Source organism: Nocardioides glacieisoli (genome assembly GCF_004137245.1).
In the GTDB taxonomy this organism is placed as follows: Bacteria; Actinomycetota; Actinomycetes; order Propionibacteriales; family Nocardioidaceae; genus Nocardioides; species Nocardioides glacieisoli.
This window is the reverse complement of record NZ_SDWS01000003.1, coordinates 1-25,429: the sequence shown is the minus strand read 5'-3', so window position 1 is coordinate 25,429 and position 25,429 is coordinate 1. Positions and strand designations below refer to the sequence as shown.

Here is a 25,429-nt window from a genome sequence, read left to right as displayed (position 1 = left end):
GATGAGGGCTAACGACGAAGGCCCGGCCGACAGTTCCCACTGTGCGGCCAGGCCTTCACCGGATGAGCGTGTGATCGTGGATCCGAGGACGTTGCCTCAGATCACGGTCGTGGTGCCGCCTGCGGCCTCGATCTTCTCCTTGGCGGAGGACGAGAACGCGTCGACGCTGACCTGGACGGCCACCGAGATGTCACCCTGACCGAGGACCTTGACGGGCTGGCCCTTGCGGACGGCACCCTTGGCCACGAGGTCGGCGACGGTCACGGTGCCACCGTCGGGGAACAGCTCGCCGAGGCGGTCGAGGTTGACGACCTGGAACTCCACGCGGAAGGGGTTCTTGAAGCCCTTCAGCTTGGGCAGGCGCATGTGGATCGGCATCTGGCCACCCTCGAAGGCAACCGGAACCTGGTAGCGCGCCTTGGTGCCCTTGGTACCGCGGCCGGCGGTCTTTCCCTTGGAGCCCTCACCGCGACCCACGCGGGTCTTGGCAGTCTTGGCTCCCGGAGCGGGACGCAAGTGGTGCAGCTTGAGCGTCATGTCACTCCACCTCCTCAACCGTCACGAGGTGACGGACCGTGTTGACCATGCCGCGGATCTCCGGGCGGTCTTCCTTGACGACGACGTCGCCGATCCTCTTGAGACCGAGCGAGCGGAGCGTCTCGCGCTGGTTGGCCTTGAGGCCGACCGTTCCGCGCTTCTGCTGGACCTTGAGCTGAGCCATTACTGCTGCGCTCCTGCCGTCGCCTCGAGCTGACCCTCGGCGCGCGCCTTCAGCAGCGCTGCCGGGGTGACGTCCTCGACGCGCATGCCGCGGCGGGCCGCGACCTGCTCGGGCTCCTCCAGCATGCGGAGGGCCTCGACCGTCGCGTGGACGATGTTGATCTGGTTGGACGAGCCGAGCGACTTGCTCAGGACGTCGTGGATGCCGGCGCACTCGAGGACCGCACGCACCGGGCCACCGGCGATCACACCGGTACCGGGAGCGGCGGGACGCAGCAGGACGACGCCTGCGGCCTTCTCGCCCTGGACCGGGTGCGGGATGGTGCCCTGGATGCGGGGGACCTTGAAGAATGCCTTCTTGGCCTCCTCGACACCCTTGGCGATCGCCGCCGGGACTTCCTTGGCCTTGCCGTAGCCGACGCCGACCATGCCGTCGCCGTCGCCGACGATCACGAGGGCGGTGAAGCTGAAGCGACGACCACCCTTGACGACCTTGGCGACACGGTTGATCGCGACGACGCGCTCGATGTAGACCGACTTCTCAGCCTGGCCACGACCGTTGTCGCGTCCGCGACGGTCACCCGAGCCACCGCTGCGCTGTCCGCGCTGGGCTCCGCTCATGAGATGTGCTCCATATCTAGGTTCTCTCTCTTCTCGCGACGAGCGCGATCAGAAGGACAATCCGCCCTCCCGGGCGGCATCGGCGAGGGCCGCGATGCGGCCGTGGTACTTGTTGCCGGCGCGGTCGAAGACGACGCCCTCGATCCCCGCGGCCTTGGCACGCGAAGCAACCAGCTCGCCGACCTTCTTGGCCTGGGTGGTCTTGTCGCCGCCCGCGGTGCGGACGTCGGCCTCCATGGAGGAGGCGTACGCCAGGGTGGCGCCGGCCAGGTCGTCGACGACCTGGACGCTGATGTGACGCGCCGACCGGGTGACCACCAGGCGCGGACGCTCGGTGGTGCCGTTGATCCGCTTGCGACCACGCGCCTGGCGGCGCAGGCGGGCGCGGACACGGGTCGCCGTGTGCTTGTTGTTGCTCAGGGAGATAGCCATGTCACTTACCGGCCTTTCCGACCTTGCGGCGGATGTGCTCGCCGGCGTAGCGCACGCCCTTGCCCTTGTAGGGCTCAGGCTTGCGGAGCTTGCGGATCTTGGCCGCAACCTCTCCGACGAGCTGCTTGTCGATGCCGACGACACCGAGCTTGGTCGGGCCCTCGACGGTGAAGGTGATGCCCTCGGGGGCGTCGAAGACGATGGGGTGCGAGTAGCCGAGCTGGAACTCGAGCTGCGTCGGGCCCTTGGGCAGGACGCGGTAACCCACGCCCACGATCTCGAGCTTCTTCTCGTACCCCTCGGTGACACCCACCACCATGTTGTTGATGAGGGTGCGGGTCAGTCCGTGGAGCGAGCGGCTGTTGCGCTCGTCGTCGGGACGCTGCACCTCGAGGATGCCGTCCTCGCCCTTGGCGATCGTGATCGGCGCGGCGATGGTGTGCGACAGGGTGCCCTTGGGGCCCTTGACGGTCACCAGCGACTGGTCGATCGCGACGTCGACGCCGGACGGGACCGCGATGGGGAGCTTGCCAATACGCGACATGCTTCTCTCTCTTCCTGGTCTCAGTAGGTCCGGGTCACCAGACGTAGGCGAGGACTTCGCCGCCCACGCCCTTCCGGTTCGCCTGGCGGTCGGTCAGCAGCCCCTGCGACGTCGAGATGATCGCGACGCCGAGGCCACCAAGGACCTTGGGCAGGTTCGTGCTCTTGGCGTAGACACGCAGACCGGGCTTGCTGATGCGGCGGACACCCGCGATCGAGCGCTCCCGGTTGCGGCCGTACTTGAGCGTGACGGTCAGCGTCTTGCCGACGGCGGGCTCGCCGTCGGAGGAGACGTTGTCCGCGACGTCGTAGGAGGTGATGTAGCCCTCCTGCTTGAGGATCTCCGCGAGGCCGGCCTTCATCTTGCTGTAAGGCATCGACACCACGTCGTGGTACGCCTGGTTGGCGTTGCGCAGACGAGTGAGCATGTCTGCGATCGGGTCAGTCATCGTCATGATGTGTGTTTCTTTCTCGTCGTGGTTTCCCCAGGCTCGCGGCCTGGGGACCTGCAACGTGTTGAGAGGTGGTTACCAGGAGAAGGTGGTCACCAAGAGGACTTGGTGACGCCGGGCAGCTCGCCGCGGTGGGCCATCTCCCGCAGGCAGATCCGGCACAGGCCGAACTTGCGGTAGACGGCCTTCGGGCGACCGCAACGCTGGCAGCGGGTGTAACCGCGGACAGCGAACTTCGGCTTGCGGGCGGCCTTGACCTTGAGCGCAGTCTTCGCCATGTCAGTTCTCCTTGAACGGGAAGCCGAGCTGCTTCAGCAGCGCGCGCCCCTCGTCGTCGTTGGTGGCGGTGGTCACGATGGTGATGTCCATACCGCGCGACCGGTCGATCTTGTCCTGGTTGATCTCGTGGAACATGACCTGCTCGGTGAGACCGAAGGTGTAGTTGCCGCGCCCGTCGAACTGCTTCGGCGAGAGGCCGCGGAAGTCACGGATGCGGGGCAGGGCCAGCGAGAGCAGGCGGTCCAGGAACTCCCACATCCGGTCGCCGCGCAGCGTGACGTGCGCACCGATCGGCATGCCCTCGCGCAGCTTGAACTGCGCGATGGACTTGCGGGCCTTGGTCACGGCCGGCTTCTGGCCGGTGATCGCGGTGAGGTCGCGGATGGCGCCCTCGATCAGCTTGGAGTCGCGAGCAGCCTCGCCGACACCCATGTTGACCACGATCTTGGTCAGGCCGGGGACCTGCATCACGTTGGCGATGTCGAACTCAGAACGCAGCGCGGGGAGGATCTCCTCGCGGTAGCGGGTCTTGAGCCGGGGAATCTCGTTGGTGGTCTCGGCCATCTCAGATCTCCTTGCCGGTCTTGCGGGACACGCGGACCGAGCGGGTCGCGGAGTAGGTCGAGCCGTCGGGACGGCGCTTGGTGACCTCGTCGCGGCGGAACCCGATGCGGGTGACGCCGTCACCCTCGACCAGCATCACGTTGGACACGTGGATGGGGGCCTCGCGGGTGATGATGCCGCCGGTGGTGCCGGTCTGCTGGACGGACTTGGTGTGGCGCTTGACGAGGTTGACTCCCTCGACGATCACGCGGTCCTCCTCGCGGAGCACCGTGATGACCTTGCCCTGGGCACCCTTGTCCTTGCCGGCGATGACCTTGACGGTGTCGCCCTTCTTGATGTTCATGTTCTTACCCATCTCTCACAACACCTCCGGGGCGAGCGAGATGATCTTCATGAAGCGCTTCTCGCGCAGCTCGCGGCCCACGGGGCCGAAGATGCGCGTGCCGCGAGGCTCGCCGTCGGTCTTGAGGATGACGGCGGCGTTCTCGTCGAAGCGGATGTAGGAACCGTCGGCGCGGCGACGCTCCTTGACGGTGCGTACGACCACGGCCTTGACGACGTCGCCCTTCTTGACGTTGCCACCGGGGATCGCGTCCTTGACGGTGGCGACGATGACGTCACCGATGCCGGCGTAGCGACGGCCAGAGCCACCGAGAACACGGATGCAAAGGATCTCCTTCGCACCGGTGTTGTCGGCGACCTTGAGTCGCGACTCCTGCTGGATCATTGATTTCTCCTGGTTGTCGAGCTGGTTCTCACACCCTCGCGGGGTGGGAGCCTGGCCGAACTGGTGGGGTTCTGTGTGTCTGCCGGGACCGGGCGGGGCGAGCTGGGCTCACTCCGCCGGTGGGTCACTTGGCCTTTTCGAGGACCTCGACGAGGCGCCAGCGCTTGGTGGCGGACAGCGGACGGGTCTCCATGATCAGGACCCGGTCGCCGATGCCGCACTGGTTGCTCTCGTCGTGCGCCTTGAGGCGCGAGGTCTTGCGCAGCACCTTGCCGTAGAGGGCGTGCTTCACGCGGTCCTCGACAGCGACGACGATGGTCTTGTCCATCTTGTCGCTGACCACGAGGCCCTCGCGGGTCTTGCGCTGGTTGCGCTCGACGGACTCGGTCGCAGTGTTCTCGCTCATGCCTTCGCCTCTTCGTTGGTGCCCGGCGTGGTGCGGATGCCGAGCTCGCGCTCGCGGACCACGGTGTAGATGCGGGCGATGTCCTTCTTGACCACGCGCAGGCGGCCGTTGCTGTCCAGCTGGCCGGTGGCCGCCTGGAACCGGAGGTTGAAAAGCTCCTCCTTGGCCTCGCGCAGCTTCGCCTCCAGGTCGGTGGCGTTGAGCTCGTCGAGCTCGTGGGCGTTCAGCTTGGTAGCCATCAGAATTCACCGGCCTCACGGGAGATGAACCGGCACTTCATCGGAAGCTTGTGCATCGCGCGGCGCATGGCCTCACGAGCAGTCACCTCGTCCACACCGGAGAGTTCGAACATGACGCGGCCGGGCTTGACGTTGGCAACCCACCACTCGGGGGAACCCTTACCGGAACCCATGCGGGTCTCGGCAGGCTTCTTGGTCAGCGGGCGGTCCGGGTAGATGTTGATCCAGACCTTTCCACCACGCTTGATGTGACGGGTCATGGCGATACGGGCCGACTCGATCTGTCGGTTGGTCACGTAGTGACCCTCGACCGCCTGGATGCCGAAGTCACCGAACGCCAGCGACGTGCCGCCCTTGGCGGTACCGGTGCGCTTGGGGTGGTGCTGCTTGCGGTGCTTGACGCGACGGGGCATCAACATGAGGTCAGGCCTCCTGTCCGGTGCTCGGAGCGGCCTCGGCCGGAGCCTCGGTCGACTCGGTGCGGGGCGCGCGGTCGCCGCGGGTGCCGCGGCTCGGGCGGTCGGCGCCACGGGTGGCGGGGCGACCGCCGCGACCGGGGGCACCGGCGCGGGCGGCCTGCTGGGCCTGACGCTCGGCACGGGTGCCGGCGACCTCGCCCTTGTAGATCCAGACCTTGACGCCGATGCGACCGAAGGTGGTCTTGGCCTCGTAGAAGCCGTAGTCGATGTCGGCTCGGAGCGTGTGCAGGGGCACGCGGCCCTCGCGGTAGAACTCCGTACGCGACATCTCGGCGCCGTTGAGACGACCCGAGCACTGGATCCGGATGCCCTTGGCACCCGAGCGCATCGAGGTCTGCATGGCCTTGCGCATGGCGCGGCGGAACTGCACGCGACCGGCGAGCTGCTCGGCGACGCCCTGGGCAACCAGCTGCGCGTCGATCTCGGGCTGCTTGACCTCGAGGATGTTGAGCTGCACCTGCTTGCCGGTGAGCTTCTCGAGCTCGCCGCGGATGCGGTCGGCCTCGGCGCCACGGCGACCGATCACGATGCCGGGACGCGCGGTGTGGATGTCCACCCGGACGCGGTCGCGGGTGCGCTCGATCTCGACCTTGGAGATGCCGGCCCGCTCCATGCCCTTGGAGAGCAGCTTGCGGATGGCGACGTCCTCACCGACGTACGACTTGTAGAGCTTGTCGGCGTACCAACGGCTCTTGTGGTCGGTGGAGATGCCCAGGCGGAACCCGTTCGGGTTGATCTTCTGGCCCATCAGGCACCCTTTCCGTTCTTCGAGGCGCGGGCCTTCTTGCCCGGCGCGGTGAGCGCGTCGGCCGGCTGCACCGCGAGGGTGATGTGGCTCGTGCGCTTGTTGATGCGGGTGGCACGGCCCTGGGCACGCGGACGCCAACGCTTCATCGTCGGGCCCTCGTCGACCATCGCGACGGACAGGACCAGGTCGGCCCGGTTGAGGCCCTCGGTCGTCTCCGCGTTGGCGACGGCGCTCTCCAGCACCTTGTAGACGGTCTCGGAGGCGGCCTGCGGCGCGAACTGCAGCAGGGTCAGGGCCTCGTCGACCTGGAGGCCGCGGACCATGTCGACGACACGGCGGGCCTTCATCGGGGTGATCCGCACGTAGCGTGCGCTGGCGTACGCGCCCGGCTGGTCGCCGAGCAACGTGCTGCGGCGCGCACTGGTGCGGCTGCGCTCGGTGGTGCTCATCGACGGCGTCCCTTCCGGTCTTCCTTGACGTGCCCGCGGTAGGTGCGGGTCGGGGCGAACTCCCCGAGCTTGTGGCCGACCATGGAGTCGGTCACGAAGACGGGGACGTGCTTGCGACCGTCGTGCACGGCGATGGTGTGACCGATCATGTCGGGCACGATCATCGACCGGCGCGACCAGGTCTTGATGACGTTGTGGCTGCCCTTCGCGTTCTCGGCGTCCACCTTCTTCTGAAGGTGGTCGTCGATGAAGGGGCCCTTCTTCAGGCTGCGAGGCATGTCGGTTACTTCCTACCCTTGCCGGACTTGCGACGACGGATGATCTGGGAGTCGCTGGCCTTGCGCTTGCGCGTGCGGCCCTCGGGCTTGCCCCAGGGGGAGACGGGGTGGCGACCACCGGACGTCTTGCCCTCACCACCACCGTGCGGGTGGTCGACCGGGTTCATGACGACACCGCGGACGGTCGGGCGGACGCCCTTCCAGCGCATGCGGCCGGCCTTGCCCCAGTTGATGTTGGACTGCTCGGCGTTGCCGACCTCACCGATCGTGGCGCGGCAGCGCACGTCGACGAAGCGCATCTCGCCCGAGGGCATGCGGAGCGTCGCGCGGCTTCCCTCGCGGGCGATCAGCTGGGCCGAGTTGCCGGCCGAGCGGGCGATCTTGGCGCCACCGCCCGGACGCAGCTCCACGCAGTGGATGGTCGTACCGACCGGGATGTTGCGCAGCGGGAGGTTGTTGCCGGGCTTGATGTCGGCGTTCGGGCCGGACTCCACCGCGATGCCCTGCACGAGGCCCTTGGGGGCCACGATGTAGCGCTTCTCGCCGTCCGCGTAGTGCAGCAGCGCGATGCGGGCGGTGCGGTTGGGGTCGTACTCGATGTGCGCGACCTTGGCCGGCACGCCGTCCTTGTCGTAGCGACGGAAGTCGATGATGCGGTAGGCGCGCTTGTGACCACCACCCTTGTGACGGGTGGTGATGCGGCCCTGGTTGTTGCGGCCACCGTTCTTCGGCAGCGGACGCGTCAACGACTTCTCGGGCGTGGTCCGGGTGATCTCGACGAAGTCGGCCACGGACGAGCCACGACGGCCCGGGGTGGTCGGCTTGTACTTGCGGATTGCCATAGTCAGTTCCTAGTCAGGAGCCCGGTCAGGAGACCGGACCTCCGAAGATGTCGATGCGGTGACCCTCGGCGAGGCTGACGATCGCGCGCTTGGTGTTCGGACGCTTGCCCACGCCGTAGCGGGTGCGACGCGTCTTGCCCTGGCGGTTGATCGTGTTGACCGAGGTGACCTTGACGTCGAAGACCTTCTCGACCGCGATCTTGATCTCGGTCTTGTTGGCGTCCGGGTGGACGATGAAGGTGTACTTGTTCGCGTCGAGGAGGCCGTAGCTCTTCTCCGACACGACCGGCGCGATCAGGACGTCGCGGTGGTCCTTGTGCAGGGTGCTCACTTGTCGTCCTCCTTCGGACCACCGGCACGCACGAAGCCAGCGGCCTCGGCGTCCTCGGCGCTCTTGAACCAGAACTCCGCCTCGGTGGCGTCGTACCACTGGCCGTCGGGCTCGTGGTACTTGCCCGAGTCGGCGTTGCCCTTGACCTCGTAGCCCTTCGGGGCCTTGCCGCTCTTCAGCGGGGCCTTGGCGCCCTTCGGCAGGGCCGGGGCGTCGGACTCGTCGTCGGCCGGGACGTCGGCGAACGCGGCAACCTCGGCCTTGGCCTCGGTCTTCGGCTCGGTCTTCTTCTCGGCCTTCGCGGCGGCGGGCTTCTCGGTCTTCGTCTCGGCCTTGGCCGGGGCGGCGGACACGCCACCCACGAAGGCGTCGTAGGCGCCCTTGGTGAACACCACGTCGTCGGAGTTGAGCACGTCGTAGGTGTTGAGCTGGTCGACGGCGACGATGTGCACCTCGGGCGCGTTGCGCAGCGAGAGCCAGGTGATCGCGTCGGAGCGCTCGAGCACCACGAGGTAGCCCACGCGGTCGGTCAGCGTGATGAGCGAGGCCAGCGCCGACTTGGTGGAGGGCGTGTCGCCCGACACCAGCGCGTCGACGACGTGCACCCGGCCGTTGCGGGCCCGGTCGGAGAGGGCACCGCGCAGGGCGGCGGCCTTCATCTTCTTGGGGGTCCGCTGGTCGTAGCTGCGCGGCTGCGGGCCGTGGACGACGCCACCGCCGGCGAACTGCGGCGCACGGGTCGAGCCCTGGCGGGCGCGGCCGGTGCCCTTCTGCTTGTAGGGCTTGCGGCCACCGCCGCGCACGTCGGCGCGGGTCTTGGTGGCGTGCGTGCCCTGACGCGCGGCAGCCTGCTGCGCGACGACGACCTGGTGGATCAGGGGAATGTTGACCTCGACGTCGAAGATCTCGGCGGGGAGGTCGACCTTGATGGTCTTGACAGCCATGCTCAGGCCTCCTTCACGGTGCTCTTGGCGGCCGAGCGCAGGACGACGAGTCCGCCGCGGGGGCCGGGAACGGCACCCTTGAGCAGGATCAGGCCCTTGTCGGCGTCGACGGCGTGGACCGTCAGGTTCTGCGTGGTCACCGTGTCGTTACCCATGCGACCAGCCATGCGCGTGCCCTTGAAGACACGACCCGGGGTGGCGCAGGCGCCGATCGAACCGGGCTTGCGGTGGTTGCGGTGGGCACCGTGCGAGGCGGAGACACCGTGGAAGCCGTGACGCTTCATGACACCGGCGAAGCCCTTGCCCTTGCTGGTGCCGGTGACGTCGATCTCCTCGCCTGCGGCGAAGGTGTCGACGCCGAGCTCCTGGCCCACGGTGTACGCGGCGGCGTTGGCGGTGCGGATCTCGGCCACGTGGCGACGCGGGGTCACCCCGGCCTTGGTGAAGTGACCGGCCTCGGGCGAGTTGACCTTGCGGGCCTCGATCTCGCCGTAGCCGATCTGGATGGCGTTGTAGCCGTCCACCTCGGGCTGGCGGATCTGGGTCACCACGTTGGTGCTCGCCGCGATCACGGTCACGGGGACGACCTTGTTGTTCTCGTCCCAGAGCTGGGTCATGCCGAGCTTGGTGCCCAGCAGACCCTTCGCGTTGCGCTCAAAAGTGTTGGTCATCTCAGGCCCTCAGAGCTTGATCTCGATGTCGACACCGGCAGGCAGGTCGAGACGCATCAGCGAGTCGACGGTCTTCGGCGTCGGGTCGATGATGTCGATGAGGCGCTTGTGCGTGCGCATCTCGAAGTGCTCGCGGGAGTCCTTGTACTTGTGGGGCGAACGGATGACGCAGTACACGTTCTTCTCGGTCGGCAGCGGCACAGGGCCGGCGACCTTCGCACCCGTACGGGTGACGGTGTCCACGATCTTCCGCGCCGAGGTGTCGATCACCTCGTGGTCATAGGCCTTGAGCCTGATGCGGATCTTCTGTCCCGCCATAGGTCCGTGTCCTCTTCGATCTCGTACGCCTGGTCTGTTTCGGCGCTCAGCCCCCGTTGGGCGAGCACCGCCTGTTTCTCCGCCATCCTCCGACCCCCGCGGTCGGGCGTGTCGCGCTGGTTACTCGCGATACGACCCAGTCTCCGGAGGCGGTACTGCTCTGGATGGCACCCGACGGTTGTCGGATCTGGTCGGGTCTCCGATCAAGAGTTCTGATCCGGTGCGGCGCACGCAGACGACTGTTTCGATCGAGGAGACGCGATTCAGAAGTCAAGGTGTGCCGTGCCCTGGCGACCCGCCGGAGCAACCGGAACATCTTGGCAGACTCCGCACGCACACGCCAAATCGGAATGGCGGGGGGCGTCAGCGGCCGGTCGCCAGACCCGTCAGCAGACGTCCGATCCGGGTCACGGAGCCGTCCACGGGGTCCACCAGCAGCTCCCAGCCGTGGCCGGACCTGCCCGGGACGAAGGGTACGCCGGCGGCGTCGGCGAGCGCCTCGGCAGCGTCGTACTCGGCCTGTCCGTCGCTCGGCGCCATCACCACGAGGCCATCGGCCGGGAGCGACGCTGCGAGCGGCGCCAGCTCGGTGCCCTCCCAGGCGGCAGGGCCCGAGACGTCGGCCCACACGTCGACGTCAGCCCCGGCGGCCGCGGCCATCACGGTCAACGACCCGCCCATCGACGTACCGAACAGGGCGACACGCTCGGCCCCGAGCCCGTCGCGGGCCTCCACGACGGCCGCGGCCACCTCGTTGAGCGGGTCGGCGTCCTCCTCGGGCGTGCAGGTCGACTCCCCGTAGCCGCACGGGTTGACCAGGATCGAGGTCAGCCCCTCCCCGGCCGCTGCGGTCGCCCAGCGTCCCCAGCCGCACAGCCCGGAGGTCTGCGGCAGCAGCACCGCCACGTGCTCGTTGGCCGACGGCCCGATGCGCGCTGCCTCGAGGTCGCCGCCCGTGGCGCCGGTGAGGGTGAACGCCTCGAGCTCCGCGTCGTCCGGGATCGCGGAGAGGCACCGCTCGCGCAGTGCGGTCGTGGCGTCGGGGGTCGTCGACGTCGTGGGCTGGGCCGGCCCGTCGGCCCCGCCGGAGCTTGTGCACGCGGTGGCGAGCAGCACCACGGCTGCCAGCACCGCTCCCCCGGCCCAGCCCCCCGTCGTCCGCACGGTTCCGAGGATAGGCGGGGACTGCTGTCGAACTGAGGCTTGTGGACGCGTCACACCCGCCGACCTGTCGCTTGGGTGCGCCGCAAACTCGCCGACCTGTCTCCTGTGCACGCCCGGGTTGCACACAAGCGTCAGCTCGGCACCCTGTGTGTGCACACAAGCGTCAGCTCGGCACCTGCGTGTGCACACAAGCGTCAGGAGACGCGGCGGTAGCAGAAGTCGGCGATGTCGCGACCGACGTCGACGCCCTTGCGCTCGAAGCGGGTGACCGGGCGCTCGGCCCAGCGCTCGACGGGACCGCCCTCGAGGGTCGGCTCGGCGTCGAGGACGTCCCGCATCTGGTCGGCGTAGTCGGCCCAGTCGGTGGCCAGCCGCCACGCGCCGCCCGGCACGAGGCGCGAGGATGCGAGCGCGGCGTTGGCCGGGTTGACCAGGCGGCGCTTGCGGTGCTTGGTCTTGCGCCACGGGTCGGGGAAGAAGGTCCAGAGCTCGGCGAGGCTGTCGGGAGCGATCAGGTTCTCGAGGGTCCAGACGGCGTCGACGGAGCAGAACCGCACGTTGTCCGCGCCGGCCTCGGCCACCCGCCACAACGAGTCGGCGACGCCCGGCAGCCATACGTCGAGGGCCAGGACATTGTGGTCCGGACGTGCCGCGGCGAGGACCGCGGTCGCCTCGCCGATGCCCGACCCGATCTCGAGGACCAGCGGCGCCTCACGCCCGAACCGCTCGGCCAGCGAGAAGTCCGCACGGTCGACGGCCTCCTCCGGGATCACCCAGTCCGCCTGGTGCGCGGCCCACGACTCGGCCTGGCGAGGGGTGAACCGGCTGCCGCGACGCGAGTAGGTGAGGACCTCGCGCATCCGGCGCCCGTCCTCGGTGAGCTTGTGGTGCGGGCGGGCAGGGCGTACGTCGTTCACGCGCTGATTCTCGCCCGGCGTGCCGGACACACGCACATCGGCGATCAGAGGTGCGCGAGCGCTCCCGTGAGGACGGACCGCAGGCGCTGCTCGATGTCGTCGAACTCGGGCTGGCCGATGATCAGCGGCGGCGCGAGCTGGATGACCGGGTCGCCGCGGTCGTCGGCGCGGCAGTACAGCCCGGCCTCCCACAGCGCGCCCGAGAGGTAGCCGCGCAGCAGCCGCTCCGACTCGGCGTCGTCGAACGTCTCCTTGGTCTCGCGGTCCTTCACCAGCTCGATGCCGTAGAAGTAGCCGTGGCCGCGCACGTCGCCGACGATCGGGATGTCGTAGAGCTTCTCCAGGGTCGAGCGGAACGCCGGGGCGTTCTGCGCGACGTGGTCGGTGAGGCCCTCGCGCTCGAAGATGTCGAGGTTGGCCATCGCGACCGCGGACGACACCGGGTGGCCGCCGAACGTGTAGCCGTGGGCGTACGCCGTCGTGCCCGACTTGAAGGGCTCGAAGAGCCGGTCGCTCGTGATCATCGCGCCGATCGGCGAGTAGCCCGAGGTCATGCCCTTGGCGCAGGTGATGATGTCGGGCTGGTAGCCGAACTCGGCGGCGCCGAACATCTCCCCCACCCGTCCGAACGCGCAGATGACCTCGTCGGACACCAGCAGGACGTCGTACTGGTCACAGATCTCGCGGACCCGCTCGAAGTAGCCGGGCGGCGGTGGGAAGCAGCCGCCGGCGTTCTGCACGGGCTCGAGGAACACCGCGGCGACAGTGTCGGGACCCTCGAACTCGATCGCCTCCGCGATCCGGTCGGCGGCCCACCGGCCGAACGCCTTCTCGTCGTCACCCACGAACTCAGGACGGCGGTAGAAGTTGGTGTTCGGCACCTTGTGGGCCCCCGGGACCAGCGGCTCGAACATCTCCTTGAGCGGCGGGATGCCCGTGATGGACAGCGCGCCCTGCGGGGTGCCGTGGTAGGCGACCGCGCGGGAGATGACCTTGTGCTTGTTGGGCTTGCCGGTGAGCTTGAAGTACTGCTTCGCGAGCTTCCACGCGGACTCGACGGCCTCGCCGCCGCCGGTGGTGAAGAAGACGCGGTTGAGGTCGCCGGGCGCCATCGCGGCGATCCGGTCGGCGAGCTCGACGGCCCGCGGGTGCGCGAACGACCAGAGCGGGAAGAACGCCAGCTCCTTGGCCTGCTTCGCGGCGGCCTCGGCCAGCTCCTCGCGACCGTGGCCGACCTGCACGACGAACAGGCCGGCGAGGCCGTCGATGTACTCGCGGCCGTGGCTGTCCCAGATCTTGTGGCCCTCGCCCTTGACGATGAGCGGCATCTCGCCGCCCTTCTCGTAGGTCGAGTGACGGGTGAAGTGCAACCAGAGGTGGTCGCGCCCGGCGGCCTGGTAGTCGAAGGACTCGTCGATTGACTGGCTCATCGTGTTCCCCAGTTGTAGTGCTGCTTGTTGAGCTTGAGGTAGACGAACGTCTCCGAGGAGAGCACGCCCTCCTGCTCACGGACTCGGCGGATGACGTCGAGCAGGTGCGGGTCGTCCTCGCACACCACCTCGACGAGCAGGTCGAAGCTGCCGGCGGTGGTGACGACGTAGTCGACCTCGGGGACCTCCGCGAGGCGGTCGCCCACCCGCATCGGGTCACCCTCGGTGCGGACGCCGATCATGGCCTGCCGGGTGAACCCGACCTGGGTCGGGTCGGTGACCGCGACGACCTGCATGATCTCGGAGTCGAGCAGCTTCTGGACCCGGGCGCGGGCGGCGGCCTCCGACAGCCCGACCGCCTTGGCGATCGCTGCGTAGGAGATCCGGCCGTCCTCCTGGAGCAGCTCGATGATCCGCTTGGCGGTCGCATCGAGGCGTACGGGTCCGTCGGTCATGACAGGCCCGCCCCGCTGCACTCGCTCATGCGCCCATGGTGGAGGGCCGAAGAGGGAAAAGGCAAGCCGCAGATCGCGGAATCCGTGTTTCCGGCCCGTTAAATCCACGATTACCGCAGAATTGTGACGGCAGACTATGGCGACGAAGCCGGTTTGCGGCCTACTCTCCCCTCACCGCACCCGACCGGGAGGACGTTTGACGTGACCAGCCCACGCACGCTGCGCAACTTCATCGGCGGTGCCTACGTCGACGCCGATGGCGGTGCCACCAGCGAGGTGGTGAACCCCGCGACCGGTCAGGTCGTGGCCCACGCCCCGGTCAGTGGTGGCGAGGAGGTCGACGCCGCCTACGCGGCCGCGGACACGGCTTTCGGCGAGTGGGGTCGTACGACGCCGAGCGAGCGCCAGCAGGCGCTGCTCAAGCTCGCCGACTCGATCGAGGCACACGCCGAGGAGCTCATCGCCCTCGAGTCGGAGAACACCGGCAAGATCAAGGCGCTCACCGCGAGCGAGGAGATCCCGCCGATGGTGGACCAGCTCCGGTTCTTCGCCGGCGCGGCCCGCGTCCTGGAGGGCAAGGCAGCCGGCGAGTACATGGCGGGCCACACCTCGTGGATCCGGCGCGAGCCGATCGGCGTCGTCGGCCAGGTGACGCCATGGAACTACCCGCTGCTGATGGCGGTGTGGAAGATCGGGCCCGCGCTGGCGGCCGGCAACACCGTCGTCCTCAAGCCGAGCGACACCACGCCTGAGAGCACCCTGCGGCTGGCCGAGCTCGCCTCGGAGTTCCTCCCGGCGGGCACGCTCAACGTCATCACCGGTGACCGCGAGACCGGCCGGCTGCTCGTCGAGCACCCGACCCCGAGCCTGGTCGCGATCACCGGGTCCGTGCGAGCGGGCGCCGAGGTCGCCGCGTGCGCGGCGCCGAACATCAAGCGCGTGCACCTCGAGCTCGGCGGCAAGGCGCCGGTCGTGGTCTTCGACGACGCCGACATCGAGGCGGCCGTCGAGGGCATCGCGATCGCCGGCTACTTCAACGCCGGCCAGGACTGCACCGCCGCCACCCGCGTGCTCGTCGCGCCCGGCATCCACGACGACTTCGTCGCGGCGCTGGCCGACTACGCCCGCACCTCCGCCCCCGTCGGGCTGCCCGACGACGAGGACGCGCTCTTCGGTCCGGTCAACAACCAGCGTCAGCTGGCCCACGTCAGCGGCTTCATCGAGAACCTGCCGTCCCACGCCACCGTGTCGGCCGGCGGCAACCGGCGTACGGACCTGGGCGACGGCTACTTCCTCGAGCCCACCGTGCTGTCGGGCCTCCGCCAGGACGACGAGGCGATCCAGAACGAGATCTTCGGTCCGGTGATCACCGTGCAGAAGTTCACCGACGAGGACGAGGCGGTCCGCTGGGCCAACGGCGTCGACTACGGCCTGGCGTCGTCGGTGTGGACCAAGGACTTCGGCCGGGCGATGCGGATGTCGCGGGCACTGGACTTCGGCTGCGTGTGGATCAACACCCACATCCCGCTCGTGGCCGAGATGCCGCACGGCGGCTACAAGAAGTCCGGCTACGGCAAGGACCTGTCGATGTACGGCTTCGAGGACTACACCCGGATCAAGCACGTCATGGCGAATATCGAGAGCTGACGAGCGAGCACGCACCACCGCACACCGCACCATCACGGACCGACTCGGGGCTGACGGAGGACTACCACTGATGACACCCATTCCGCGCCGTTCGCGCCGCCACCTGTCCCCCGAGGCGGCGGCTGTCGTCTCCGCGTCGGGCGGCCTGAGCCGACGGGCCCTGCTGGGCACCGGCGCCGCCGCCGGCGCCGGCCTCGCCCTGTCGGCCTGCGCGCCCCCCAAGCCGCCGACCGGTGGCCCGGCAGCCGTCAAGCTGCCCACCGACGTCTCGGACTCCGAGAAGATCCTCAAGTGGGCCAACTGGACGGCCTACCTCGACATGAACGGCAAGGAGACGAGGTCCCCCACCCTCACCGCCTTCATCGAGCAGTCGGGGATCGAGGTGTCCTACAGCGAGGACATCGACGACAACGACTCCTACTACGCCAAGGTCGGGCCCCAGCTGCGCGCCGGCCAGAGCATCGACCGCGACATCATCACGATGACCGACTGGATGGCGGCACGGATCATCCGCGACCAGCTCTGCCAGCCGCTGGAGCTCATCCAGATGCCCAACGTCGTCAACAACCTGCTGCAGCCGCTGAAGGACGTGTCCTTCGACCCCGGCCGCCAGCACTCGATCACGTGGCAGAGCGGCTTCGCCGGCATCGGCTACAACAAGGAGAAGGTCGGACGCGAGCTCAAGTCGCTCGACGACCTCTGGGCCGACGACCTCAAGGGCCGGATCGTGGTGCTCTCGGAGTTCCGCGACACCGCGGGCCTCGTCATGCAGTCCCAGGGCGTCGACATCGACAGCGACTGGGGCAGGGCCGAGTTCGAGAGCGCGCTGGACTTCATCGAGCAGAAGATCGAGGAGGGCTACATCCGCAAGGTGAAGGGCAACTCCTACATGGAGGACCTCACCAGCGGCAACGCGGTCGCGGGCATCACGTGGAGCGGCGACATCTTCGTCCTCGCCTACGACACCGAGGACCCCAACTGGACCTTCACGATCCCCGAGTCCGGCGGCACGCTCTGGTCGGACAACATGATGGTGCCGATCACCTCGACGCACCGGTCCAACGCCCAGAAGCTCATGGACTACTACTACGACCCGGCGGTCGCCGCGCAGGTCGCCGCCTGGGTCAACTACGTCTGCCCCGTCGACGGTGCGCAGGCCGAGATGGAGAAGATCGACCCCGACCTGGCCGAGAGCCCCTTCATCTTCCCGACCGCCGACTACATCTCGGAGAACAACATCCAGGCGTTCCGCGTGCTCGACGCGGACGAGGACATCGAGTTCGCCGACCTCTGGTCCACGAAGGTGATGGGGAACTGACATGGCGGGATTCCGCGAGGCGCGAGGCGACCTCCAGCTCGACAAGGTGACCAAGGCGTTCGGTGACTTCACCGCCGTCGACGACATCGACCTGCACGTCCCCCGTGGCTCGTTCTTCGCCCTGCTCGGTCCCTCCGGCTGCGGCAAGACCACGACCCTGCGGATGATCGCCGGGCTCGAGCAGCCCACCGCCGGCCGGGTGATGATCGGTGACACCGACCTGACCGGGTCGCGTCCCTACGAGCGACCGGTCAACACGGTGTTCCAGTCCTACGCGCTCTTCCCGCACCTGAGCATCAAGGACAACGTCGCGTTCGGTCCCAAGCGCCGCAAGGACAAGGATGCCGCGACGCGCACCGACGAGGCGCTCGAGCTGGTGCAGATGACGCAGTTCGCCGGCCGCAAGCCCTCCCAGCTCTCCGGCGGCCAGCAGCAGCGCGTCGCCCTGGCCCGCGCCCTGGTCAACCACCCGGAGGTGCTGCTGCTCGACGAGCCGCTCGGCGCCCTCGACCTCAAGCTGCGCCGCGAGATGCAGGTCGAGCTCAAGCGCATCCAGACCGAGGTCGGGCTCACCTTCATCCACGTCACCCACGACCAGGAGGAGGCCATGACCATGGCCGACACCGTCGCGGTGATGAACAAGGGCCACATCGAGCAGCTCGGCGCACCGGCTGCGCTCTACGACCTCCCGCGCACGCGGTTCGTCGCCAACTTCCTCGGCCAGGCCAACACCGGGGTGGGCACCATCAAGGACACCGACGGCGACCACCTCGTCGCCGACGTCCTCGGCACGCCGGTGAAGATCCTCAAGTCGCGCTCGCAGGTGCACGAGGGCGAGGTGCTCTTCGGCGTACGTCCCGAGAAGGTGACGGTCTCGCGCAGCCAGCCCGAGGGTGCCGGCAACGACGTGAAGGGCGTCGTGCGCGACGTGTCCTTCCTCGGCGTCGCCACCAGCTACCTCGTCGACATGCCGAGCGGAACCACGTGGAGCTGCTACGAGCAGAACCTCGACGTCGAGCCCCTCGACCTCCGGCCCGGGGACGAGGTGTGGCTGACCTGGAACCCCGGTCACGCCTTCGGCGTCCCGGTGGACGACGAGACGGCCCAGAGGTGAGCGCCCTGGCCCACGTCGCCGGCGACCCGGACGTCACCCCGGCGCCACCCGCACCGGAGGCGACGAAGCGGGGCTGGACGGCGTACCTCCTGCTGCTCCCGGGCGCGCTGTGGCTCGGGGTCTTCTTCGTCCTGCCGCTGGTCCAGCTGGCAGCCGTCAGCCTGCAGAGCCGCTACCCCGGCTTCCCCGGCTACTACTACCGCGACGTCAACTTCCAGAACTACGCAGCGGCGCTGACCGACTACGCCCCACACTTCGCGCGCTCGTTCCTCTACGCCGGGCTCGCGACGTTCCTGGCCTTCGTCGTGGCCTACCCGCTCGCCTACGCGATGGCGTTCAAGGCGGGCAAGTGGCGCAACCTGATGATGATCTGCGTCATCGCGCCGTTCTTCACCTCGTTCATCCTGCGCACCTTCGCGTGGTCCCAGATCCTCGCCGACGAGGGGTGGGTCGCCGGCACCCTCAACTTCTTGAATGTGCTGCCGGGCGGCAACATCATCAACACGCCACTCGCGGTGGTCGCGGGCCTCACCTACAACTTCCTCCCCTTCATGGTGCTGCCGATCTACGCCTCCCTCGAGCGCGCCGATCCGCGCGTGATCGAGGCCGGTGGAGACCTCTACGCCAACGGCTTCACGACGTTCCGCACCGTGACCCTGCCGATGTCGATGCCCGGCGTCCTCGCCGGGACCCTGCTGACCTTCATCCCGGCGGCGGGCGACTTCGTCAACATGGAGCTGCTCGGCCCCCAACGCGGGAAGATGGTCGGCAACGTCATCAACGACCAGTTCCTCGCCATCCCGGGCGGCTACCCGGTCGCTGCCGCGCTGTCGTTCACCCTGATGGCGGCGATCCTCGTCATGGTCTTCCTCTACGTTCGCCGCTTCGGCACCGAGGAGCTGGTGTGAGATGACCTCCACGACGACGACCCCCTACCGGCCCTCCACGGCCAAGCGCGCGCAGATCTGGCTGGCCAACCACTTCGCGATGCTGTCCGCGATCCTGGTGCTGCTCTACCTCTTCCTGCCGGTGGCCTACACGTTCGCGTTCTCGTTCAACGACCATGGCAAGACCAACATCGTGTGGCAGGGCTTCACGTGGGAGCACTGGCAGGACCCGTGCGGTGTGCCCGGCGTGTGCGGCTCGCTGGTGACCTCGCTGCAGGTCGGCGCGATCTCCACGCTCGTCGCGACGGTGCTCGGCACCCTGATGGCGCTGGCGATGGTCCGCTACCGCTTCCGCGGCAAGCAGGCCAGCAACGTGCTGATCTTCGTGCCGATGGCGACGCCCGAGATCGTGATGGGTGCCGCGCTGCTGACGATCTTCGTGCAGGGCTTCTCCAACATCGGGCTCAGCCTGGGCTTCACCACGATCGTCTTCGCCCACATCATGTTCTGCCTGAGCTTCGTGGTCGTCACGGTCAAGGCACGGATCCAGTCCCTCGACCCCCGGATCGAGGAGGCGGCGCAGGACCTCTACGCCAGCCCGATGCAGACCTTCTGGAAGGTCACCTTCCCGCTGATCCTGCCGGGCATCGCGGGCGCCGCGATGCTGGCGTTCTCGCTGTCCTTCGACGACTTCATCATCACCAACTTCGTCTCGGGCAACGAGTCCACGTTCCCGAAGTTCGTCTACGTCGCCTCCCGCCGCGGCATCCCCGCCGAGGCCAACGTCATCGGCTTCTCGATGTTCGTGATCGCCGTCCTGCTCGTCGTCGGCGCGCAGGGCGTCAGCTCGCTGCGGGCGAACCGGCTCAAGGACTGAGCACCACACCAGCTGAGCACTACAACAGCAAGGAGCACCATGCCCGAGCCGATGCGCGTCCTGATGGTCGGAGCCGGGGGCGTCGGTGACGCCGCGGCCCGGATCGCGGTCGAGCGCGACTTCTTCGAGGCCTGGGTCGTCGCCGACTACGACCTCGGCCGCGCCGAGCACACCGTCGCCGCGGCCACCGGGCGACGTGCGGGCGAGGAGCGCTTCGTCGCCGCACAGGTCGATGCGTCGGACGCCGACGCCGTAGCGGCCCTCGCCCGCGAGGTGCGTGCCACGCACGTCTTCAACGCCGTCGACCCGCGGTTCGTGATACCGATCTTCAGCGGCGCGCTCGCCGCCGACGCCGACTACCTCGACATGGCGATGAGCCTGTCCGTGCGCCACCCCGACCGGCCCTACGAGGAGGTCGGGGTCAAGCTCGGCGACGAGCAGTTCGCCCGGGCCGGCGAGTGGGAGTCGGCCGGTCGCCTGGCGCTGCTCGGGATCGGCGTCGAGCCCGGCCTGTCCGACGTGTTCGCGCGCTACGCCGCCGACGAGCTCTTCGACCACATCGACGAGCTCGGCACCCGCGACGGCGCCAACCTGGTGATCCGCGACGACGACGGCAACGAGGTCTTCGCGCCCGGCTTCTCGATGTGGACGATCATCGAGGAGTGCCTCAACCCGCCCGTGGTGTGGGAGCGCGAGCGCGCGGCCGGCGACCTGGAGCAGGGCTTCTTCACCCTGCCGCCGTTCTCCGAGCCCGAGGTGTTCGACTTCCCCGACGGCATCGGCCCGGTGGAGTGCGTGCACGTCGAGCACGAGGAGGTGCTCCTCATGCCGCGCTGGGTCGACGCCGACCGGGTGACGTTCAAGTACGGCCTGGGCGAGGAGATGATCTCGATCCTCCGCACCCTCCACACGCTCGGCCTCGACTCGACCGAGCCGGTCACCGTCAAGGGCGTCCAGGTCTCGCCGCGCGACGTGGTCGCCGCCTGCCTGCCCGACCCCGCCACGATCGGGCCGCGGATGGAGGGCAAGACCTGCGCCGGCCTCTTCGTCACCGGCACCGGCAAGGACGGCGCGCCACGGTCGACGTACCTCTACCACGTGGTCGACAACGCCGACTCGATGCGCGACTACGGCGCCCAGTGCGTCGTGTGGCAGACCGCGATCAACCCCGTCGTCGCGCTGGAGCTGCTCGCCGACGGCACCTGGTCGGGCACCGGTGTGCTCGGCCCGGAGGCGCTTCCCCCGAAGCCCTTCCTCGACCTGCTCGCCGCACCGAAGCCCGAGGGGTACGGAAGCCCCTGGGGGATGGAGGAACGATGACACTCTCCCAGGAACGCATCCTCGCCACCGCGATCCCCGGCCCGCGCTCGCAGGAGCTCCAGGCCCGCAAGGTCGCGGCGGTCTCCGCCGGCGTCGGCACCACGCTGCCGGTGTACGTCGAGCGAGCCGGCGGCGGCATCCTCCGCGACGTCGACGGCAACCAGCTCATCGACTTCGGCTCCGGCATCGCGGTGACCACCGTCGGCAACGCCGCTCCCCGCGTGGTCGAGGCGGTGCAGCGCCAGGTCGCCGACTTCACCCACACCTGCTTCATGGTCACTCCCTACGAGGAGTACATCCAGGTCTGCGAGAAGCTCGCCGAGCTCACCCCGGGCAGCCACGAGAAGCGCTCGGCGCTCTTCAACTCCGGCGCCGAGGCGGTGGAGAACGCGGTCAAGGTCGCGCGCCACCACACGGGCCGCGACGCGGTCGTCGTCTTCGACCACGCCTACCACGGGCGTACGAACCTGACGATGGCGCTGACCGCGAAGAACATGCCCTACAAGCACGGCTTCGGGCCCTTCGCCGGCGAGATCTACCGCGCGCCGATGGCCTACCCCTACCGCTGGCCGGGCGGTGCCGAGGCCTGCGCCGACGAGGCGTTCGAGGCCTTCGTCAACACCGTCCACGCGCAGGTGGGCGAGGACCAGTGCGCCGCCGTCCTGATCGAGCCGATCCAGGGCGAGGGCGGGTTCATCGTGCCGCCACCGGGCTGGCTCCCCCGCGTCGCCGAGTGGTGCCGGGACAACGGGATCCTCTTCATCGCCGACGAGATCCAGACCGGCTTCGCGCGCACGGGCGACTGGTTCGCCTGCGACCACGAGGGCGTCGTGCCCGACCTGGTGACCACCGCGAAGGGGATGGCCGGCGGCCTCCCGCTCGCGGCGGTGACCGGTCGCGCCGACGTGATGGACTCCGTCCACGTCGGCGGGCTCGGCGGCACGTACGGCGGCAACCCGGTCGCGTGCGCGGCTGCGCTCGCCGCCATCGAGACGATGGAGGCCGAGGACCTCCCGGCCCGCGCCCGCGCGATCGAGGCCGCCTTCGTCCCCCGCCTCCGGGCGATCGCCGACCGGCACCCCGACCGCGTCGGCGAGATCCGCGGACGCGGCGCGATGCTCGCGGTCGAGCTCGTCAGCGACGGCCCCGGTCGTACGCCGGACGCCGCCCTCGCCGGAGCCGTGCACCGGGCGTGCTCGGCACAGGGCCTGGTGACGCTCACCTGTGGCACCTTCGGCAACGTCTTCCGCTTCCTCCCGCCGCTCGCGATCGGCGACGACCTGCTGAGCGAGGGGCTCGACATCTTCGAGGCGGCGTTCGATGCTGCCGCCAGTGGCAAGGTGGACTGATGGCCGACCAGAACCAGTCCCTCATCGAGACCGTCCCGAACCAGCTGTTCATCGGCGGCGAGTGGGTCGACGCCAGCGGTGGCGCCACCTTCGAGGTCAGCAACCCAGCCACCGGCGAGGTGCTGACCAGCATCGCCGACGGCACGCCGGCCGACGGCGAGCGCGCACTGGCCGCGGCCGCCGACGCCCAGCGCGAGTGGCGCGCGACCGAGCCCCGCAAGCGCGGCGAGATCCTGCGCAGCGCCTTCGAGCTGCTCACCGAGCGCGCCGACGACTTCGGGCGGCTGATGACGCTCGAGATGGGCAAGGCGCTCGCGGAGGCGAAGGGCGAGGTGGCCTACGGCGCCGAGTTCTTCCGGTGGTTCTCCGAGGAGGCGGTGCGCATCCACGGCCGCTACGCCCAGGCGCCCGCCGGCAACACCCGGCTGATCACCATGAAGGGCCCCGTCGGGCCGACGCTGATGATCACGCCCTGGAACTTCCCGCTCGCGATGGGCACCCGCAAGATCGGGCCGGCCATCGCGGCCGGTTGCACGATGGTCGTCAAGCCGGCCCACGAGACGCCCCTGACCATGCTCGCGCTCGGCGCGCTGCTCGAGGAGGTCGGCCTGCCGAAGGGCGTGCTCAACGTCGTGACCACGACCGACTCCGGTGGCGTGTGCGAACCGATCATCACCGACCCGCGGCTGCGCAAGCTCACGTTCACCGGGTCGACCGCAGTGGGCAAGAAGCTCGTCGCCCAGGCTTCCGACCAGCTGCTGCGGGTCTCGATGGAGCTCGGCGGCAACGCCCCGTTCATCGTGTTCGACGACGCCGACCTCGACGCCGCCGTCGACGGGGCGATGCTCGCGAAGATGCGCAATATCGGCGAGGCATGCACCTCCGCCAACCGCTTCCTCGTGCACACGTCGGTCGCGGACGAGTTCTCCCGCCGGCTCGCCGAGCGGATGGGTGCGCTCACCGTCGGCGACGGCACGCAGGAGGGCGTCGACGTCGGCCCGCTCATCACCGCGAAGGCGCGCAACGGCGTGCACGAGCTCGTCACCGACGCGGTCTCGGCCGGTGCCCGCGCGGTCGTCGGCGGCGAGATCCCCGACGGCCCGGGCTTCTTCTACCCGCCGACGGTGCTCGTCGACGTACCCGCGTCGGCGCGGGTGTTCCGCGAGGAGATCTTCGGCCCGGTTGCGCCGGTCACCACCTTCGACAGCGAGGAGGAGGCGATCGCGCGCGCCAACGACACGGACTACGGCTTGGTCGCCTACCTGTTCTCGCAGGGCCACGCCCGCGTGATCCGGGTCAGCGAGGCGCTGGAGTTCGGCATGGTCGGCGTCAACACCGGCATCGTGTCCAACCCGGCGGCGCCCTTCGGCGGCGTGAAGCAGTCCGGGTTCGGCCGTGAGGGCGGATTCGAGGGCATCGAGGAGTACCTCGAGACCAAGTACGTCGGCAGCGCCCTGTGAGGGGGGCACTGTGACGGCGGCGGAGGTCGACCGCACCCGGCTGGCCGCGCTCCACGCCGAGGAGGAGCAGCGGTTCATCGACCTGCACCCGACCTCGGCCCACCTCGCGACCGCCGCGGGTGAGCACCTACTGGCGGGCGTGCCGATGCCCTGGATGACGCGGTGGCCGGGGTCGTTCCCGCTCTTCGTCGAGTCGGCCGGTGGAGGCCGGTTCACCGACGTCGACGGCCTCGACTACGTCGACCTGTGCCTCGGAGACACCGGGTCGATGACCGGCCACTGCCTACCGGCGGTCGCCGAGGCCGTGCGTGAGCGCACCGAGCGCGGCATCACCACGATGCTCCCCTCGACCGACGCGACCTGGGTCGCCGCCGAGCTCAGCCGTCGCTTCGGCCTGCCCCGCTGGCAGATGGCGATGACGGCCACCGACGCCAACCGGTTCGTGCTGCGCTTCGCCCGCCACCTCACGGGTCGGCCGCGGATCGCGGTCATGGACTGGTGCTACCACGGCACGGTCGACGAGACGCTGGGCGTGCTCGAGCACGGCCGCGCGGGCGACCGAGTGGTGGCCCGACCGGGCGCGCTGGGCCCACAGGTCGACGTCGCCGTGACGACCGCGGTCGTGCCCTTCAACGACCTCGACGCGCTCGACTCCCGTCTCGCCGAGGGCGACGTCGCGTGCCTGCTCATGGAGCCCGCGCTCACCAACATCGGCATCGTGCTGCCCGACGAGGGCTACCTGGCCGGCGTCCGCGAGATCACCCGCAGGCACGGCGTGCTGCTGGTCAACGACGAGACGCACACGATCTGCGCCGGACCGGGCGGTGCGACCGCGGCCTGGGACCTCGACCCCGACTTCGTGGTGATCGGCAAGCCGATCGGCGGGGGCATCCCGGTGGCGGCCTACGGCATGACCGCGGAGGTCGCGGCACGGCTGGAGGGACCGATGCTCGGCCACGACATCGACGTGGCCGGCGTCGGGGGCACGCTGTCGGGCTCGGCGCTCGCGATGGCTGCCGTCCGCGCGACACTGTCGTCCGCGTTGCGGCAGGAGGACTTCGACGTCGCGATCCCTCTGGCCGAGTCGTTCACCGACGGCATCCAGGGCGTGATCGACGACCACCGGCTCCCCTGGCACGTCCAGCGGCTCGGCTGCCGTGCCGAGTACTGGTTCTGCCCGCCCCCGCGGGCCGGCGCGGAGGCCGCGGAGGCCGTCGACGAGGAGCTCGACGCCTTCTTCCACCTCTGGACCGTCAACCGCGGCGTGCTGCTGGCCCCCTTCCACAACATGTCGCTGTTCTCGCCGTTCCACACCCAGGCCGACGTCGACGCGCACACGTCGGTCTTCCGTGCTGCCGTGGAGGCCCTCACCGGCTGATATAGGTCGGGGTTAGTCCTTCACGGGACACCTCCGGAGGTGCTTGGAAGGGACCGACAGGTTCCATTCA

General features: G+C 69.1%; 34 protein-coding genes. 9 read left to right on the top strand and 25 right to left on the bottom strand.

What is annotated here, in order from left to right:
- Window positions 1-96: 96 nt before the first annotated feature.
- From rplO to EUA06_RS07555, 25 genes are all read right to left on the bottom strand, one after another.
- Window positions 97-537: a 50S ribosomal protein L15 gene (gene rplO / locus EUA06_RS07675; RefSeq protein WP_129474457.1), complete on the bottom strand. Its 441-nt coding sequence runs from the start codon at window positions 535-537 to the stop codon at window positions 97-99.
- Window position 538: 1 nt separating this feature from the next.
- Window positions 539-721 carry a 50S ribosomal protein L30 gene (gene rpmD, locus EUA06_RS07670; protein ID WP_129474456.1) on the bottom strand — a complete coding sequence of 61 codons (183 nt, stop codon included), beginning with the start codon at window positions 719-721 and terminating at the stop codon, window positions 539-541.
- A complete protein-coding gene (gene rpsE / locus EUA06_RS07665) occupies window positions 721-1,341 on the bottom strand; it encodes a 30S ribosomal protein S5 (protein ID WP_129474455.1) in 621 nt (206 codons plus the stop codon). Before rpsE ends, rpmD begins: the two co-directional genes overlap by 1 nt.
- A gap of 48 nt (window positions 1,342-1,389) precedes the next feature.
- Window positions 1,390-1,773 carry a 50S ribosomal protein L18 gene (gene rplR, locus EUA06_RS07660; protein WP_129474454.1) on the bottom strand — a complete coding sequence of 128 codons (384 nt, stop codon included), beginning with the start codon at window positions 1,771-1,773 and terminating at the stop codon, window positions 1,390-1,392.
- 1 nt (window position 1,774) lies between these two features.
- On the bottom strand, window positions 1,775-2,317 hold the full coding sequence (gene rplF, locus EUA06_RS07655) for a 50S ribosomal protein L6 (RefSeq protein WP_129474453.1): 543 nt from the start codon (window positions 2,315-2,317) through the stop codon (window positions 1,775-1,777).
- Between the two features lie 34 nt (window positions 2,318-2,351).
- Window positions 2,352-2,771 (bottom strand): 30S ribosomal protein S8, encoded by a 420-nt coding sequence (rpsH, locus tag EUA06_RS07650; RefSeq protein ID WP_129474452.1) that lies wholly within the window; start codon window positions 2,769-2,771, stop codon window positions 2,352-2,354.
- Between the two features lie 89 nt (window positions 2,772-2,860).
- Window positions 2,861-3,046 carry a type Z 30S ribosomal protein S14 gene (locus EUA06_RS07645; protein ID WP_011757321.1) on the bottom strand — a complete coding sequence of 62 codons (186 nt, stop codon included), beginning with the start codon at window positions 3,044-3,046 and terminating at the stop codon, window positions 2,861-2,863.
- 1 nt (window position 3,047) lies between these two features.
- A complete protein-coding gene (gene rplE / locus EUA06_RS07640; protein WP_129474451.1) occupies window positions 3,048-3,611 on the bottom strand; it encodes a 50S ribosomal protein L5 in 564 nt (187 codons plus the stop codon).
- Between the two features lies 1 nt (window position 3,612).
- Window positions 3,613-3,954 carry a 50S ribosomal protein L24 gene (gene rplX / locus EUA06_RS07635; protein ID WP_129474450.1) on the bottom strand — a complete coding sequence of 114 codons (342 nt, stop codon included), beginning with the start codon at window positions 3,952-3,954 and terminating at the stop codon, window positions 3,613-3,615.
- 15 nt (window positions 3,955-3,969) lie between these two features.
- The gene (gene rplN, locus EUA06_RS07630) at window positions 3,970-4,338 is read right to left on the bottom strand and encodes a 50S ribosomal protein L14 (RefSeq protein ID WP_129474449.1); all 369 of its coding nucleotides are present in this window, start codon (window positions 4,336-4,338) and stop codon (window positions 3,970-3,972) included.
- A 124-nt stretch (window positions 4,339-4,462) separates the two neighbouring features.
- The gene (gene rpsQ, locus EUA06_RS07625) at window positions 4,463-4,744 is read right to left on the bottom strand and encodes a 30S ribosomal protein S17 (protein ID WP_129474448.1); all 282 of its coding nucleotides are present in this window, start codon (window positions 4,742-4,744) and stop codon (window positions 4,463-4,465) included.
- Window positions 4,741-4,983, bottom strand: coding sequence for a 50S ribosomal protein L29 (rpmC, locus tag EUA06_RS07620; RefSeq protein WP_129474447.1), 243 nt, complete (start codon window positions 4,981-4,983; stop codon window positions 4,741-4,743). The genes rpsQ and rpmC overlap by 4 nt, the downstream gene beginning before the upstream one ends.
- On the bottom strand, window positions 4,983-5,402 hold the full coding sequence (gene rplP / locus EUA06_RS07615) for a 50S ribosomal protein L16 (protein ID WP_129474446.1): 420 nt from the start codon (window positions 5,400-5,402) through the stop codon (window positions 4,983-4,985). The genes rpmC and rplP overlap by 1 nt, the downstream gene beginning before the upstream one ends.
- 4 nt (window positions 5,403-5,406) lie before the next feature.
- Window positions 5,407-6,210 carry a 30S ribosomal protein S3 gene (gene rpsC / locus EUA06_RS07610; protein WP_129474445.1) on the bottom strand — a complete coding sequence of 268 codons (804 nt, stop codon included), beginning with the start codon at window positions 6,208-6,210 and terminating at the stop codon, window positions 5,407-5,409.
- A complete protein-coding gene (gene rplV, locus EUA06_RS07605) occupies window positions 6,210-6,659 on the bottom strand; it encodes a 50S ribosomal protein L22 (protein ID WP_129474444.1) in 450 nt (149 codons plus the stop codon). Before rplV ends, rpsC begins: the two co-directional genes overlap by 1 nt.
- Window positions 6,656-6,937: a 30S ribosomal protein S19 gene (gene rpsS, locus EUA06_RS07600; RefSeq protein ID WP_091109718.1), complete on the bottom strand. Its 282-nt coding sequence runs from the start codon at window positions 6,935-6,937 to the stop codon at window positions 6,656-6,658. Before rpsS ends, rplV begins: the two co-directional genes overlap by 4 nt.
- A gap of 5 nt (window positions 6,938-6,942) precedes the next feature.
- The gene (gene rplB / locus EUA06_RS07595; RefSeq protein WP_129474443.1) at window positions 6,943-7,779 is read right to left on the bottom strand and encodes a 50S ribosomal protein L2; all 837 of its coding nucleotides are present in this window, start codon (window positions 7,777-7,779) and stop codon (window positions 6,943-6,945) included.
- Between the two features lie 25 nt (window positions 7,780-7,804).
- Window positions 7,805-8,110 carry a 50S ribosomal protein L23 gene (gene rplW / locus EUA06_RS07590; RefSeq protein ID WP_129474442.1) on the bottom strand — a complete coding sequence of 102 codons (306 nt, stop codon included), beginning with the start codon at window positions 8,108-8,110 and terminating at the stop codon, window positions 7,805-7,807.
- Window positions 8,107-9,054: a 50S ribosomal protein L4, sunset domain variant gene (gene rplD, locus EUA06_RS07585; RefSeq protein ID WP_129474441.1), complete on the bottom strand. Its 948-nt coding sequence runs from the start codon at window positions 9,052-9,054 to the stop codon at window positions 8,107-8,109. The genes rplW and rplD overlap by 4 nt, the downstream gene beginning before the upstream one ends.
- Window positions 9,055-9,056: 2 nt before the next feature.
- Entirely contained in the window at window positions 9,057-9,725 is a 669-nt protein-coding gene (rplC, locus tag EUA06_RS07580; RefSeq protein WP_129474440.1) for a 50S ribosomal protein L3, read from the bottom strand.
- 9 nt (window positions 9,726-9,734) lie between these two features.
- Window positions 9,735-10,043, bottom strand: a complete 309-nt coding sequence (gene rpsJ, locus EUA06_RS07575; RefSeq protein ID WP_008360994.1) for a 30S ribosomal protein S10 — start codon at window positions 10,041-10,043, stop codon at window positions 9,735-9,737.
- A gap of 363 nt (window positions 10,044-10,406) precedes the next feature.
- Window positions 10,407-11,207: an alpha/beta hydrolase family protein gene (locus tag EUA06_RS07570; protein WP_129474439.1), complete on the bottom strand. Its 801-nt coding sequence runs from the start codon at window positions 11,205-11,207 to the stop codon at window positions 10,407-10,409.
- 194 nt (window positions 11,208-11,401) lie between these two features.
- Window positions 11,402-12,124, bottom strand: coding sequence for a tRNA (guanine(46)-N(7))-methyltransferase TrmB (gene trmB, locus EUA06_RS07565; RefSeq protein ID WP_242498033.1), 723 nt, complete (start codon window positions 12,122-12,124; stop codon window positions 11,402-11,404).
- Window positions 12,125-12,168: 44 nt separating this feature from the next.
- Entirely contained in the window at window positions 12,169-13,554 is a 1,386-nt protein-coding gene (locus EUA06_RS07560) for an aspartate aminotransferase family protein (RefSeq protein ID WP_129474438.1), read from the bottom strand.
- Window positions 13,551-14,009: an Lrp/AsnC family transcriptional regulator gene (locus EUA06_RS07555; RefSeq protein WP_129474437.1), complete on the bottom strand. Its 459-nt coding sequence runs from the start codon at window positions 14,007-14,009 to the stop codon at window positions 13,551-13,553. Before EUA06_RS07555 ends, EUA06_RS07560 begins: the two co-directional genes overlap by 4 nt.
- A gap of 201 nt (window positions 14,010-14,210) precedes the next feature.
- Here EUA06_RS07555 and EUA06_RS07550 point away from each other — a divergent pair, with 201 nt between their 5' ends.
- The 9 genes from EUA06_RS07550 to EUA06_RS07510 all read left to right on the top strand — a co-directional run bounded on the left by EUA06_RS07550 (window position 14,211) and on the right by EUA06_RS07510 (window position 25,359).
- Entirely contained in the window at window positions 14,211-15,656 is a 1,446-nt protein-coding gene (locus tag EUA06_RS07550) for a gamma-aminobutyraldehyde dehydrogenase (protein ID WP_129474436.1), read from the top strand.
- Window positions 15,657-15,726: 70 nt separating this feature from the next.
- The gene (locus tag EUA06_RS07545; RefSeq protein ID WP_129474435.1) at window positions 15,727-16,974 is read left to right on the top strand and encodes an ABC transporter substrate-binding protein; all 1,248 of its coding nucleotides are present in this window, start codon (window positions 15,727-15,729) and stop codon (window positions 16,972-16,974) included.
- A gap of 1 nt (window position 16,975) precedes the next feature.
- The gene (locus EUA06_RS07540; protein WP_129474434.1) at window positions 16,976-18,088 is read left to right on the top strand and encodes an ABC transporter ATP-binding protein; all 1,113 of its coding nucleotides are present in this window, start codon (window positions 16,976-16,978) and stop codon (window positions 18,086-18,088) included.
- Window positions 18,085-18,996 (top strand): ABC transporter permease, encoded by a 912-nt coding sequence (locus tag EUA06_RS07535; protein WP_242498032.1) that lies wholly within the window; start codon window positions 18,085-18,087, stop codon window positions 18,994-18,996. Before EUA06_RS07540 ends, EUA06_RS07535 begins: the two co-directional genes overlap by 4 nt.
- A 1-nt stretch (window position 18,997) precedes the next feature.
- Window positions 18,998-19,852, top strand: a complete 855-nt coding sequence (locus EUA06_RS07530; protein ID WP_129474433.1) for an ABC transporter permease — start codon at window positions 18,998-19,000, stop codon at window positions 19,850-19,852.
- A gap of 39 nt (window positions 19,853-19,891) precedes the next feature.
- On the top strand, window positions 19,892-21,172 hold the full coding sequence (locus EUA06_RS07525) for a saccharopine dehydrogenase family protein (protein WP_242498031.1): 1,281 nt from the start codon (window positions 19,892-19,894) through the stop codon (window positions 21,170-21,172).
- Window positions 21,169-22,521 (top strand): 4-aminobutyrate--2-oxoglutarate transaminase, encoded by a 1,353-nt coding sequence (gene gabT, locus EUA06_RS07520; RefSeq protein ID WP_129474432.1) that lies wholly within the window; start codon window positions 21,169-21,171, stop codon window positions 22,519-22,521. The genes EUA06_RS07525 and gabT overlap by 4 nt, the downstream gene beginning before the upstream one ends.
- Window positions 22,521-23,981, top strand: coding sequence for an NAD-dependent succinate-semialdehyde dehydrogenase (locus tag EUA06_RS07515; protein ID WP_129474431.1), 1,461 nt, complete (start codon window positions 22,521-22,523; stop codon window positions 23,979-23,981). The genes gabT and EUA06_RS07515 overlap by 1 nt, the downstream gene beginning before the upstream one ends.
- A gap of 10 nt (window positions 23,982-23,991) precedes the next feature.
- The gene (locus EUA06_RS07510) at window positions 23,992-25,359 is read left to right on the top strand and encodes a transaminase (protein WP_129474430.1); all 1,368 of its coding nucleotides are present in this window, start codon (window positions 23,992-23,994) and stop codon (window positions 25,357-25,359) included.
- Window positions 25,360-25,429 lie beyond the last annotated feature (70 nt).

What these genes read in the sequence shown, in the direction of transcription:
- rplO (WP_129474457.1), bottom strand. Translation starts at nt 537, where the DNA reads ATGACGCTCAAGCTGCACCACTTGCGTCCCGCTCCGGGAGCCAAGACT.
- rpmD (WP_129474456.1), bottom strand. Translation starts at nt 721, where the DNA reads ATGGCTCAGCTCAAGGTCCAGCAGAAGCGCGGAACGGTCGGCCTCAAG.
- rpsE (WP_129474455.1), bottom strand. Translation starts at nt 1,341, where the DNA reads ATGAGCGGAGCCCAGCGCGGACAGCGCAGCGGTGGCTCGGGTGACCGT.
- rplR (WP_129474454.1), bottom strand. Translation starts at nt 1,773, where the DNA reads ATGGCTATCTCCCTGAGCAACAACAAGCACACGGCGACCCGTGTCCGC.
- rplF (WP_129474453.1), bottom strand. Translation starts at nt 2,317, where the DNA reads ATGTCGCGTATTGGCAAGCTCCCCATCGCGGTCCCGTCCGGCGTCGAC.
- rpsH (WP_129474452.1), bottom strand. Translation starts at nt 2,771, where the DNA reads ATGACGATGACTGACCCGATCGCAGACATGCTCACTCGTCTGCGCAAC.
- EUA06_RS07645 (WP_011757321.1), bottom strand. Translation starts at nt 3,046, where the DNA reads ATGGCGAAGACTGCGCTCAAGGTCAAGGCCGCCCGCAAGCCGAAGTTC.
- rplE (WP_129474451.1), bottom strand. Translation starts at nt 3,611, where the DNA reads ATGGCCGAGACCACCAACGAGATTCCCCGGCTCAAGACCCGCTACCGC.
- rplX (WP_129474450.1), bottom strand. Translation starts at nt 3,954, where the DNA reads ATGAACATCAAGAAGGGCGACACCGTCAAGGTCATCGCCGGCAAGGAC.
- rplN (WP_129474449.1), bottom strand. Translation starts at nt 4,338, where the DNA reads ATGATCCAGCAGGAGTCGCGACTCAAGGTCGCCGACAACACCGGTGCG.
- rpsQ (WP_129474448.1), bottom strand. Translation starts at nt 4,744, where the DNA reads ATGAGCGAGAACACTGCGACCGAGTCCGTCGAGCGCAACCAGCGCAAG.
- rpmC (WP_129474447.1), bottom strand. Translation starts at nt 4,983, where the DNA reads ATGGCTACCAAGCTGAACGCCCACGAGCTCGACGAGCTCAACGCCACC.
- rplP (WP_129474446.1), bottom strand. Translation starts at nt 5,402, where the DNA reads ATGTTGATGCCCCGTCGCGTCAAGCACCGCAAGCAGCACCACCCCAAG.
- rpsC (WP_129474445.1), bottom strand. Translation starts at nt 6,210, where the DNA reads ATGGGCCAGAAGATCAACCCGAACGGGTTCCGCCTGGGCATCTCCACC.
- rplV (WP_129474444.1), bottom strand. Translation starts at nt 6,659, where the DNA reads ATGAGCACCACCGAGCGCAGCCGCACCAGTGCGCGCCGCAGCACGTTG.
- rpsS (WP_091109718.1), bottom strand. Translation starts at nt 6,937, where the DNA reads ATGCCTCGCAGCCTGAAGAAGGGCCCCTTCATCGACGACCACCTTCAG.
- rplB (WP_129474443.1), bottom strand. Translation starts at nt 7,779, where the DNA reads ATGGCAATCCGCAAGTACAAGCCGACCACCCCGGGCCGTCGTGGCTCG.
- rplD (WP_129474441.1), bottom strand. Translation starts at nt 9,054, where the DNA reads ATGGCTGTCAAGACCATCAAGGTCGACCTCCCCGCCGAGATCTTCGAC.
- rplC (WP_129474440.1), bottom strand. Translation starts at nt 9,725, where the DNA reads ATGACCAACACTTTTGAGCGCAACGCGAAGGGTCTGCTGGGCACCAAG.
- rpsJ (WP_008360994.1), bottom strand. Translation starts at nt 10,043, where the DNA reads ATGGCGGGACAGAAGATCCGCATCAGGCTCAAGGCCTATGACCACGAG.
- EUA06_RS07560 (WP_129474438.1), bottom strand. Translation starts at nt 13,554, where the DNA reads ATGAGCCAGTCAATCGACGAGTCCTTCGACTACCAGGCCGCCGGGCGC.
- EUA06_RS07555 (WP_129474437.1), bottom strand. Translation starts at nt 14,009, where the DNA reads ATGACCGACGGACCCGTACGCCTCGATGCGACCGCCAAGCGGATCATC.
- EUA06_RS07545 (WP_129474435.1), top strand. Translation starts at nt 15,727, where the DNA reads ATGACACCCATTCCGCGCCGTTCGCGCCGCCACCTGTCCCCCGAGGCG.
- EUA06_RS07540 (WP_129474434.1), top strand. Translation starts at nt 16,976, where the DNA reads ATGGCGGGATTCCGCGAGGCGCGAGGCGACCTCCAGCTCGACAAGGTG.
- EUA06_RS07530 (WP_129474433.1), top strand. Translation starts at nt 18,998, where the DNA reads ATGACCTCCACGACGACGACCCCCTACCGGCCCTCCACGGCCAAGCGC.
- EUA06_RS07525 (WP_242498031.1), top strand. Translation starts at nt 19,892, where the DNA reads ATGCCCGAGCCGATGCGCGTCCTGATGGTCGGAGCCGGGGGCGTCGGT.
- gabT (WP_129474432.1), top strand. Translation starts at nt 21,169, where the DNA reads ATGACACTCTCCCAGGAACGCATCCTCGCCACCGCGATCCCCGGCCCG.
- EUA06_RS07515 (WP_129474431.1), top strand. Translation starts at nt 22,521, where the DNA reads ATGGCCGACCAGAACCAGTCCCTCATCGAGACCGTCCCGAACCAGCTG.